The organism is Micromonospora sp. NPDC050695 (assembly GCF_040654415.1).
Taxonomy (GTDB): domain Bacteria; phylum Actinomycetota; class Actinomycetes; order Mycobacteriales; family Micromonosporaceae; genus Micromonospora.
Genome location: NZ_JBFAHZ010000006.1, coordinates 159,315 through 170,146, shown reverse-complemented (window position 1 = coordinate 170,146; position 10,832 = coordinate 159,315). Strand labels below are relative to the sequence as shown.

Below are 10,832 nucleotides of genomic sequence, written 5' to 3'. Positions count from 1 at the left end.
CATCGAAGCGTTCAGTCCCCGACAGATGGCGGAACGGCAGGGGTCACGCCGCCATCCGGATCGCGCGACAGGCCGTCCACCATCTGCCGGAACTCGCGCACCGTGACGGCCTCGCGCAGGGTCGCGAAGACCGCCCCGGTGCCGGCTCGGGCGGTCGCCTCGTCGACACCGGCCCGCTCGCCGACCCGCCGCAGGAACTCGGCCGGCCCCGGAGCCGGCGGCACCGATCGGGCCGCGCTCCGACCCGCGCCGCCGAGGTAGCCGTCCACCTCGTCGGGGAGATGCCCGGCGAGGTCGGTGGCCGAGCCACCGGTCACCCGTTCGGCCATCGTCTGGAGAACGGCGCGCGCCACCACGGCGGCCTGCTCGGGCGGCAGCCCGGAGCGCCGGGACACCGCGTCGATGAAGCGGGGGAACCGCACACCGTCCTCCTGTCCACCACGGGTCGCGCGCTTACCCGGGCAGGCGGTCGGCAAACGGCGGTGCGGTCAGCGCAGTAGGCCGGTGGCCCGCAGGTGGTCGAAGATGATCTGGTCGACCGCGGAGGTGCGGTGCCGGTCGGCGTACTCCAGCCAGGCCGTCTCGGCGATCTCGTTCGCCGGGCGCAGGCGCCCCTCGTACCCGGCCCGGTAGCAGGTCATCCGCACGGTGACGCCGGCCGCGTGCCCGTGCGCCTGAGCCGTGAACGTGCCCAGGTGCACGGCGTCGCGCACGTCCACCTCGACGCTCAGCTCCTCGTCGATCTCCCGGCGCAGCGTCTGCAGGTCGGTCTCCCCCGGCTCGCGCTTGCCACCCGGCAGATACCACACGTCCTTGCCCCGCGACCGGGTGCTCAGCACCCGTCCGTCCTCGATGAGGATCCAGGCCACCTTGTCGATCTCGGACACGCCACCCTCCCGCCCGCGCAGAGCGGGCACGCTACCACCCGATGCCCGCCCGGAGCCCACTCAGTCGGCCAGCAGGTCGAGCAGCAGCGCCGCGGTCCACCCGAACGCCGGTGAGCCCAGCCCGACGCCGGTGTCCGGGTGGAAGTACTCGTGGCAGCCGGCACCGGCCACCAGTCCGATCATCGACCGGCGCAGCCCGGCCGCCAGCTCCGGGTGCCCGTGCACGGCGAGCCCGCGACGCACCAGCCAGCCGATGTTCAGCCAGCTCGGCCCCCGCCAGTAACGCAGCGGCTCGAAGTCCGCTGCGGTGCGGTCGTGGCTGGGCAGCGGCCGATCCATCCGCCGGGCCACCCCGAAGCGCGCCGACGTCGCCTCGACGACCACCGCGTCGACCTGCCGGGCCGGCAGGTCGGGCAGGATCAGCGGCGTCAACCCGAGCACCGTCCGGGCACCGACCAGCCGGCCGGTGCGCAGGTCACGCGGCTGGAACGTGCCGGTGCCCGGGTCGTACAGCCGGCGGACGAGGGCGTCGGTGATCCGGGCCGCCCGGGCGCGGTGCGGGCCCGGGTCGGCGCCGATGAGCGCGGCGATCTCCGCGAGGGCGTGTTCGGCAGCGCCGAACGCCGCGTTGAACAGCGGGCACTCCACCAGGAACGGATGGCCGTCGGCGAGGCGCCGGTCGGCGTAGCCGTGGTCGCGGTAGGCGTCGACGATCGCCAGGTAGCGCGCGTAGTCCAGGTCCGTGGGGCGGTGCGCGGCGTCGGCGTGCGCGGTGTCGTGCCGGCGGTACGCGCGCATCACCGCTGCCTCGGCCCGGACCGCGGCCATCGGCTCGTCCCAGGCGGGGCTGTTGTCCAGCCCGGACTCCCACGGGTGCACGATGCAGACCAGGCCGTCGCCAGCCACGTCCCGCCGCTCGGCCAGGTAGCGCTGCTGGGCCACCAACGCCGGATAGAGCCGGCCCAGCGCGGCCCGGCCGGCCTGCCCGGGTGCGCGCCGGTACGCCAGCCACGCCGCGAGCGCGTGCACCGGCGGCTGGACCAGGCCGGACGTGTCCACGGCCGGAGCGCCCTCCGCGTCCGCCGAGCGCCACAGATCCGGCCCCGGGAAGTACGCGCCGACCCGCAGCGCCGGGTTGAACACGATGTGCGGCACCCGCCCGTCGGCCCACTGCGCCCGGAACAGGCTCGCCAACTCCTGCCAGGCCCGTTCGGGGCGGACCTGGGCCAGCCCGACCGCGATGAACGCGGAGTCCCAGCTCCACTGGTGCGGGTAGAGCGTGCGCGACGGCACGGTGTGGTCGTGCTCCCAATTGGCCTCGAGCGTGTCGACCGCGAGCTGGCGCAGCCCGGCCGGGTCGGCGGGACCGCCGGCACGGGCCATCGTGGTCCCGCCGACGCGTGTCGGCCCGGCGTCGGCGCTCACGCGGCGGCCCGCCGGGGCAGCGCGTGCCGCAGCACCGTGGCGGCCTCCTGCAGGGCTCGGACCGGGTCGCCGCGCAGCCGGCACTCCAGGGCCAGCCAGCCCTGGTAGTCCAGCTCCAGCAGGGTGCGCATCAGTGCCGGCCAGTCGAGGTGCCCGGCGCCCGGCTGGAAGCGGTTGGAGTCGCTGACCTGCACGTGCCCGAGGTACGGCGCGGCGGCGCGCAACGCCCGGTGCACGTCGTCCTCCTCGATGTTCATGTGGAAGGTGTCGGCGACCACCCGCACCGAGGGCAGTCCGAGTGCGGCGCACAGCGCGACCGCCTCGTCGAGGCGGTTGACCATGTGGTCCTCGTACCGGTTGAGGGGTTCCAGAAAGAGGGTGACGCCCTCGGCCTGGGCGTGATCGCCCAGCTCGCCGAGGGCGTCGAGGAGGACCTGCCGGTCGCCGGCCGGCGGGCGCGGCGGCTCGAACGGTGGCAGCCGCCGGGAGAACATCCCCCAGGCCGCCGGTGTCATCACCCCGACGCCGCCCAGCTCGGCGATGACGGAGAGTTGGGAGCGGAGGTTACGGACGGCGTCGGCGGACCGGTCCGGGTCGAAGTCGCCGATGAAGTGGCCCATCTCGACGCAGACGGTGGGCATCACCACCCCGGCGGCGCGGGCCCGGCGCAGCTCGGGCAACCGGCGGGCGAACGCGAGGTCACCGCGACCGCGCAGCTCGATCCCCTGGTAACCGAGGGCGGCGGCGAGGGCGTACTTCTGGATCAGGTTGGCGCCCGGCAGGAGTTGTTCCTGGCAGGCCAGCGCGATGGTGATCATCTAGAACCTCAGCACCACTTGGAGGACGTCACCGGCGCCGCGGTCGAGCAGCGCGAGGGCGTCGGCGACCGCGCTGGCGTCGACGATGTGGCTGACCAGCGGCAACGGGTCGACGCTGCGCTCAGCCACCAGGTCCATGAAGGTCTGCGCGACCCGGTCTCCGGTCCACCGGCCGGCCATGCTCGGCGCGGGGGTGGGCCCGGAGACCTGGGCGGCCACCAACTGGATGCGGTTGTGGTGGAACTCCTCGCCGAGGCCGAGTGCGTCGGCCTGGCCCTGGTAGAAGCCGGCGGCCACGACCCGACCGGCGTGTGCGGTGGACCGGATCGCCTCGTGCAGCGCCGGGTACGCCCCGGACAGCTCCAGGCAGACGTCCGCGCCCCGGCCACCGGTGGCACCGCGCAGCACGGCGGCGGCCGACTCGGCGGACACGTCCACGGTGGATCGGGCACCGTAGCGGGCGGCGTGCTCCAGCCGGCCGGGCATCCGGTCGACGGCCACCACCCGGGCACCGGAGAGCACCGCGAGCCGGGTGGCGAGCAGCCCGATGACGCCCTGCCCGAAGACGCCGACCCAGTCGCCGAGGTGCAGGTCACCGGCGAGCACGGCGGTCAGGGCGATGGCGCCGGGCCGGGCGAAGACCGCGACGAGCGGGTCCAGCCCGGCGGGCAGCGGACGGACCGTGTCGGCGGCGAGCACCGCCTCGGCCCGGTGACCCCAGATGCCCCAGACGAGCTGCCCCGGATGCCGGTCGGCCACGTCGGGCGCGACCTCGATGACCTCGCCGACCTCCTCGTAGCCGAAGCCGATCAGCGGGTAGGGCACCGGCGTCTGGCGGGGGACGAACATCCGGGCGGCGTCGTCCCAGTCCTTGCTGAGTCGGGGGTTGCTGCCCCGGTAGAGGGTCAGCTCGGTGCCGGCGGAGATGCCCGAGTAGCAGGTGCGGACCCGGACCTGGCCGGGGCCGAGCGGATCCGGCGGGCAGGGCTCGAGGCTGATCCGTCGAGGCCCGGCGAGAGAGACCACCCAGTTGCCCATGTGTCACATCCCGGTAGCGCTGGGCTCCAGGATAGACACAAAATCGCAATATGTCTTGTTATTGATCTATCGAAGGTGTTGAATCCGGTATGTACCCTTCGAGAGGAGTGCCACCGATGTCAGCACCTCCGAGGCGGATACTCGCCACCACCCTGATCATGACACTGGCAGCGTCCACCCTGCTGGCCTGCGGAGATGACGGATCCGACAGCAACAGCAAAAAGATCACCGTTTGGAGTCTGGAGGACGTCGCCGACCGCGTCACCGCCACCAAGGCGATCATCGCCGACTTCACCGCCAAGACCGGGATCCAGGTCGACCTCGTGACCGTCAACGAGGACCAGTTCCCCTCGCTGATCGCCGCCAACGCCGCCGCCGGCGAGCTGCCCGACGTGGTCGGCTCGGTCTCCCTGGCCGGCATCCGTACGCTCGCCGGCAACGAGCTGCTGCACGCCTCGGCGAACGCGGAGGTCGTCGACAAGCTGGGCAAGCAGACGTTCTCCCCCCGCGCGCTGGAGCTGACCTCCGACGACGGCAAACAGCTCTCCGTGCCCAGCGACGGGTGGGGGCAGCTGCTCGTCTACCGCAAGGACCTGTTCGCCGCAGCCGGCCTGCCGGTCCCCGACACGTACGAACGGATCACCGACGCCGCGGCGAAGCTGAACACCGGCGGCGTCGCCGGGATCACCGCGGCGACCAGCCCGAGCGACGTGTTCACCCAGCAGACCTTCGAGCATCTGGCGCTGGCCAACGGCTGCCAGCTCACCGGCGACGACGGGGCGGTCACCCTCGACTCACCGCAGTGCGTCGAGGCGTTCCGCTTCTACGGCGATCTGATCCGCACCAGTTCGGTGAAGGGCGCACAGGACGTCGACACCACCCGGGCCACCTACTTCGCCGGCAAGGCGGCCATGGTGATCTGGTCGCCGTTCATCCTCGACGAGCTGGCCGGGCTGCGCAACGACGCCAAGCCGACCTGCCCGCAGTGCCAGGCCGACCCGTCGTTCCTCGCGAAGAACAGCGGGTTCGTCACCGCGATCAAGGGCCCGAACGGCACCGAACCGGCGCAGTACGGCGAGATCAGCTCGTGGGCCGTGCTGGACGGCGCGGCGGCCGACCCGGCGAAGTCCTTCGTGGAGTACATGCTCGGCGACGGCTACCCGCGCTGGTTCGGGATGTCCCCGGAGGGCCGCTTCCCGGTACGCAAGGGCACCCCGGCCGAGCCCGAGGCGTACCTCAACGCCTGGAACACCAGCCAGGCCGGCGTCGACGCCAAGAAGCCTCTCGCCGACGTGTACGGCGACGAGGTGCTGGCCACGCTGCGCCGCAGCCCGGACACCTTCCAACGCTGGGGGCTCAGCCAGGGGCAGGGCAAGCTGGTCGGCGCGATGCTCGGCGAACTGCCGGTGCCCAAGGTGCTGGCCGACCTCATCGCCGGCAAGTCCGACGCGGCAGCCGCCGCCGGTCGGGCCGAGAAGGACGTCGACGCCATCAAGCAGGGCGTCAATTGACCACCACCGCGCCCGGCCCCGGCCGCTCCCCCACCCGGGAGCGGCCGGCGCCGCCACGGCGCCGACCACTGACCCTGCGCCGCCGTGAGTCCCGTGCCGGGCTCGCGCTGGTCGCACCGACCCTGCTCGTCACCATCGCGGTCATCGGCATCCCGATCGTGTGGACCGTGCTGCTCGCCTTTCAGCGGGTCCGGCTCGCCACGCTGCGCAAGACCGGCCTGTTCGGCGAGTTCACCATGGACAACATCGACCGGGTGCTGCACACCCCCGGCTTCGCCGAGACGCTGTGGGTCACGTTGATCTACAGCATCGGCGGCACGGTCGGGTCGATCCTGCTCGGCCTGGTCGCCGCCCTGGTCGTCCGCCGGCCGTTCCGGGGCCGCACCCTGGTCCGGGCGTCCATGCTGCTGCCGTACGTGGCACCGGTGGTCGCGGTGACCTTCGTCTGGCAGGTGATGCTCGACCCGCAGCTCGGCATCGTCAACGAGTGGGGCCAACGCCTGCTGGGCTGGGACGCCCCGGTGCCGTTCCTCACCCAGGAGTCCACCGCGCTGGCCACGGTCATCGTGTTCGAGGCGTGGCGGTACTTCCCGTTCGCGTTCCTGTTCCTGCTGGCCCGGCTCCAGGCGGTGCCCGGCGAGTTGGAGGAGGCCGCCCGGGTCGACGGCGCGACCCCGACCCAACGGTTCCGGCACATCCTGCTGCCGCAACTGCTGCCGGTCATCGCCCTGCTGGGCGTGCTGCGCTTCATCATGACCTTCAACAAGTTCGACGACGTCTACCTGCTCACCGGTGGCGCGGCCGGCACCGAGGTGGTCAGCGTGCGGGTGTACGACTTCCTCACCGCGCGTACCGACATCGGCGCGGCGGCCGCGCAGGCGGTCGTGCTGGCCGTCGTCCTCATCGTGTTCGTGCTGATCTATCTGCGCTTCTTCGGACGGAGGGTCGGCTGATGGATCGGGACGTCGTCGAGACGGTGAGCCTGCGTTGGCTGCGCCGCCTGGTGATCGCCGCGTTCCTGGTGGTCACCGTCTTTCCCTTCTACTACATGCTGATGCTCTCGGTGCGCCCCATCGAGCGGCTGCTGCTCGACCCCGGCGCGCTCGTGGTGGGCTTCGGCGAGCTCACCGTCGCCACGTACGCCGAGGTGCTGAAGGCCACCGACGACGGCGGCCAGGGTTTCCTCACCTTCATCCGCAACAGCGGGCTGGTGGCCGTCGCGGCGACCGTGCTCACCCTGGTGGTGGCGATCCCCGGCGCGTACGCGGTGGCCCGGCTGCGGTTCTTCGGCCGTCGGCAGGTGGACTTCCTGTTCCTGGCGGTCTACCTGTTCCCGTCGATCGTCATCGCGATCCCGCTGTTCGTGGTCTTCACCCGGGCCGGGCTGCGCGGCTCCCTGTTCGGTCTGGTGCTGGTCTACATCTCGCAGACGTTGCCGGTCTCGGTCTACATGCTGAAGAACTACTTCGAGACCATCCCGGTCAGTCTGGAAGAGTCCGCCGCCATCGACGGCGCCGGACGGCTCGGCATCATCCGCCGCGTCAGCCTGCCCCTGGCCATGCCGTCGATCATGGCGGTCGCGCTCTACGACTTCATGATCGCCTGGAACGAGTTCCTCTTCGCGCTGCTGTTCCTGGTCGACAAACCCGACCGGTGGACGGTGTCGCTGGGGTTGTCCCTGCTCGCCGACGGGGTGGAGGTGCCCAAGACGGTGCTGATGGCCGGGTCGGTCGTCCTCACCCTGCCCATCGTGATCCTCTTCTTCGCCAGTGAACGGCTGCTCACCGAGGGGCTGACCAGCGGCGCGGAGAAGGGCTGAGCGACGGCGTACGGGCGCTGGGCGGCGGGCCGCCGCCCAGCGCCCCACCGTTCCTTGATCGGTGGCAGCTGAGCGACTCGACACGCCGGGCACCGCCCCGCTGAGCCGCCACCGATCGGTGCGCCCGACCGGCCTCACCCGTCGCGCCCCGTCCGGCGCGGTTACCGTGGCCGTATGGCCAACCCGACCCGCTGGGCGACCGACACCGGTCCGGAGCACTCGCAGTGGTACATCGACCGGTTCCGCAAGCTCGCCGCCGAGGGTGCGGACCTGGCCGGCGAGGCCCGTCTGGTGGACACCCTGGTCGCGCCGGGGTCGCGGATCCTCGACGCCGGCAGCGGCACCGGCCGGGTCGGCGCCGCGCTGGCCCAGCGCGGGCACACCGTGATCGGGGTGGACGCCGACCCCGCGCTGGTGGAGGCCGCCCGCGCCGATCATCCCGGCCCGCGCTGGCTGGTCGCCGACCTGGCCGAGTTGGACCTGCCGGCGATGGGCGAGGCGGAGCCGTTCGACGCCGCCGTGCTCGCCGGCAACGTCCTCGCGTTCGTCGCGGCCGGCACCGAGCCGGAGGTGCTGCGCCGGCTGGCCGGGCACCTGCGCCCGGACGGCGTCCTGGCGGTCGGCTTCGGCACCGAGCGCGGGTACCCGCTGACCGCGTTCGACGCCGACGCGGTCGCCGCCGGCCTGCGCCTGGAACACCGCTTCGCCACCTGGGACCTGCGTCCGTGGCGGGACGACGCGGCCTTCGCGGTCAGCGTCCTGCGCCGCCCGGCCGACTGACCCGCCACGTCCTCACCCGGGGGCGGCGACGGCCCGCGCGGCGGCCGGATCCAGGGTCGCACCGGCCGGCACGAGGCTCACCAGGCCGGCCGGCAGCCGCACCGGACGCACACCGCGGTAGCCGAGCATGGTGAGCACACCGCGGTCGGCCAGCACGTACCGCCGGCCCAGGTCGGTCACCACGGACACCGCGCCGCCGGACGCACCCGGCGCCGCGGCGGCCTCGACCACCGCGCCGCGACCCGGCTCCACCACCACGTGGTCGGCCAGGACCGCGCCGCCGGCCGGCGCGGTCCGTGGCACGGCCGCCAGGTCCGGCAGCGGTACGCCCCACCGCACCTCGCCCACCCCGCCGTCGTCGCCGACGCGCGTGCACAGGCCCGCGCCATCGGCCGCCGCGAGGCGGGGCGGGGCCGTCGGTGGGGCCGTCGGCCCGCTCGGAGCCAGGTCGGGCACCGTGGGAAGCGCGGCGAACTGACCGAGTGTCATGGGCGCGGGCTCGCCCTGCGCGGTGCTGGCCAGCAACAGCCCGGCCTGCAACTCGGTGATCCCGGCCAGCCCGGCGTCGAGCACCACCGCGTACTGCCGGCCGCCGCCGGAGTTGCGCACGAGGTAGACCTGACCGACCGTGGCACCCGGCACCCCGGTGCTGGGTCTGCCCAGATCGGGCAGGGCGAGCGGGGCCAGGTCGACGCCCGCGGGCAACGAGTTGAGCAGCGCGGGCGCCACCGGCACCGCGCGCGTGCGGGTGGTGGCCAGGGCCGCCAGCACCCGGTTGGGATCGCGGATCAGATAGCGCCGCTGGTGCCAGACCAGGTGCAGCCCACCGTCGGGATGACGCAGCAGCAGCGCGTCCTCGCCCAGCGGCTGCCCGCCGCCGGGTTCGGCGCCGATCAACAACGCGGAGTGGGGCTCCGCACCGCCCGCGCCGGCCGGGACCGCCGAGCACACCGTCCACGCCGTGGTCGCGAGGCGGCCCGGAGCCGGCAGCGAGTCCGGGGCGTCGGCGATGCCCAGCGGCAGACCGCGCGGCACGCCGTCGATCGAGCGTCGGGAGACGAGCACGGTCTTCGCGGAGTCCGCGCCGACGATCAGCAGCGCCGAGGCGTAGTTGAGCACCGGGTGTAGCTTCTCCTCGCGGTAGACGAACCGGGCGCCGGACTCCTTCTCCACGATCACCGCGCCCGGGTCACGCCACCCCTTGCCGCCGCCGGCGAACAGGCCGTAGAGCGCGAAGCCACCCAACCCGATCGCCGCGACCAGGACGCTGGCCAGGCCGGCGCCCGCCAGCCGCCGAAACGGCGACTGCGCGGGGTCGGTCTCGCGCATGACCAGGGCGGCGACCGCCCGCTGGACGCTGAACTGGTAGGAGTGCAGCTGGTCCTGCCGCGACGGCATGAGGTCCCTTCCCGCTGGATCGGCCGGGCACAGGATATGCGTTGCGTCGATGTCCCGTGGACCCTGCGTGGCCGGGCCGATCCCGACGGGTACCATCCGGGGACGAATCCGGCGGCGAGAGGGCACCGTGGGCGCGCGTTTCGAAGAGCTGGCCTGGCGGGAAACTCCGATCGGCGGGATCAGCCTGCGCCGGCGTCTCGACCCGGCGCTCCAGGTCGAGGTGTACGAGGTCAAGCTCGACGACGAGTACCTGATGTCCAGCCTCTTCCCGGTCGCGGAGATCGAGCTGGCCCGGCTGGGCCTCGCCGAGCTGGCCGGCGACGCCGTGGACGTGGTGGTCGGCGGCCTCGGCCTGGGCTACACGGCCAAGGCCGCGCTGGACGACCCGAGGGTACGGTCGTTGCTGGTGGTCGAGGCGATCGAGGATGTCATCGACTGGCACCGGCGAGGGCTGTTGCCGTTCACCGCTGGGCTCGCGGAGGATCCGCGGACCCGGTTCGTCCGGGCCGACTTCTTCGCGGCGGTCGCCGGCGACACCGGCTTCGACGCCGACGCACCCGGCCGGCGGTTCGACGCCGTACTGCTCGACGTCGACCACTCCCCGCGCAACGTGTTGCACCCCAGCCACGCCTCCTTCTACACGCCGGTCGGGCTGCGCCGGCTGGCCGCGCTCCTGCGCCCGGAGGGCGTCTTCGCGCTGTGGTCGGACGACCCGCCGGACGCCGAGTTCACCGCGACCCTCAGCCAGGTGTTCACGACGGCGCATGCCCACGTGGTCCCGTTCGCCAACCCCCTGACCGGCGGCCAGTCCGCCAACACGGTCTACGTAGCCCGCCCCTAACCTCCCACCCCACCCCCTCCCCGGCGTCACCCGCCCACGCCTCGCCCGCGCCCCCGCCCCCGCACCCCGCCCGCGCCCCGCCCGCGCCCCCGCACCGCTCCCCCGCGTCGATCTTGCACATTCTGTCGTCGTTCTGCCCCGTAGGTACCTTCTGTCGGGACAGGAAGTGCAAGATCGGCCGCGGGTCGGGCGAGGCCCGCGTCGATCATGGAGTCGTGGTGGGCGAAATGTTCATCTATGCCCCATTTGTGAGGCACCACAACTCCATGATCGACGCGGGGCGCGAGGGCGCGAGGGCGCGGGCTTGTGTTTTGG

General features: G+C 73.0%; 11 protein-coding genes. 5 read left to right on the top strand and 6 right to left on the bottom strand.

Annotation, left to right across the window (positions count from 1 at the left end):
• Window positions 1–11 precede the first annotated feature (11 nt).
• From AB0H52_RS06785 to AB0H52_RS06765, 5 genes are all read right to left on the bottom strand, one after another.
• A complete protein-coding gene (locus tag AB0H52_RS06785; protein WP_192580146.1) occupies window positions 12–422 on the bottom strand; it encodes a DUF2267 domain-containing protein in 411 nt (136 codons plus the stop codon).
• 66 nt (window positions 423–488) lie between these two features.
• Window positions 489–887 carry an NUDIX domain-containing protein gene (locus AB0H52_RS06780; RefSeq protein WP_151488455.1) on the bottom strand — a complete coding sequence of 133 codons (399 nt, stop codon included), beginning with the start codon at window positions 885–887 and terminating at the stop codon, window positions 489–491.
• A 60-nt stretch (window positions 888–947) separates the two neighbouring features.
• A complete protein-coding gene (locus tag AB0H52_RS06775) occupies window positions 948–2,270 on the bottom strand; it encodes a hypothetical protein (protein WP_151488489.1) in 1,323 nt (440 codons plus the stop codon).
• A 38-nt stretch (window positions 2,271–2,308) separates the two neighbouring features.
• Window positions 2,309–3,130, bottom strand: coding sequence for a sugar phosphate isomerase/epimerase family protein (locus tag AB0H52_RS06770; RefSeq protein WP_192580145.1), 822 nt, complete (start codon window positions 3,128–3,130; stop codon window positions 2,309–2,311).
• On the bottom strand, window positions 3,131–4,168 hold the full coding sequence (locus AB0H52_RS06765) for a zinc-binding dehydrogenase (RefSeq protein ID WP_151488454.1): 1,038 nt from the start codon (window positions 4,166–4,168) through the stop codon (window positions 3,131–3,133).
• Between the two features lie 116 nt (window positions 4,169–4,284).
• Between AB0H52_RS06765 and AB0H52_RS06760 the strand changes: the two genes are divergently transcribed.
• From AB0H52_RS06760 to AB0H52_RS06745, 4 genes are all read left to right on the top strand, one after another.
• Window positions 4,285–5,679 (top strand): extracellular solute-binding protein, encoded by a 1,395-nt coding sequence (locus AB0H52_RS06760; protein ID WP_151488453.1) that lies wholly within the window; start codon window positions 4,285–4,287, stop codon window positions 5,677–5,679.
• On the top strand, window positions 5,676–6,632 hold the full coding sequence (locus tag AB0H52_RS06755) for a sugar ABC transporter permease (protein ID WP_151488452.1): 957 nt from the start codon (window positions 5,676–5,678) through the stop codon (window positions 6,630–6,632). The genes AB0H52_RS06760 and AB0H52_RS06755 overlap by 4 nt, the downstream gene beginning before the upstream one ends.
• Window positions 6,632–7,498, top strand: a complete 867-nt coding sequence (locus AB0H52_RS06750; protein WP_151488451.1) for a carbohydrate ABC transporter permease — start codon at window positions 6,632–6,634, stop codon at window positions 7,496–7,498. Before AB0H52_RS06755 ends, AB0H52_RS06750 begins: the two co-directional genes overlap by 1 nt.
• A gap of 174 nt (window positions 7,499–7,672) precedes the next feature.
• Window positions 7,673–8,278: a class I SAM-dependent methyltransferase gene (locus tag AB0H52_RS06745; protein ID WP_151488450.1), complete on the top strand. Its 606-nt coding sequence runs from the start codon at window positions 7,673–7,675 to the stop codon at window positions 8,276–8,278.
• Between the two features lie 12 nt (window positions 8,279–8,290).
• Here the strand turns inward: AB0H52_RS06745 and eccB are convergent, their stop codons facing one another.
• On the bottom strand, window positions 8,291–9,676 hold the full coding sequence (gene eccB / locus AB0H52_RS06740; protein ID WP_151488449.1) for a type VII secretion protein EccB: 1,386 nt from the start codon (window positions 9,674–9,676) through the stop codon (window positions 8,291–8,293).
• A gap of 127 nt (window positions 9,677–9,803) precedes the next feature.
• Here eccB and AB0H52_RS06735 point away from each other — a divergent pair, with 127 nt between their 5' ends.
• On the top strand, window positions 9,804–10,517 hold the full coding sequence (locus AB0H52_RS06735) for a spermidine synthase (protein ID WP_357945709.1): 714 nt from the start codon (window positions 9,804–9,806) through the stop codon (window positions 10,515–10,517).
• The last annotated feature ends 315 nt before the right edge of the window (window positions 10,518–10,832 follow it).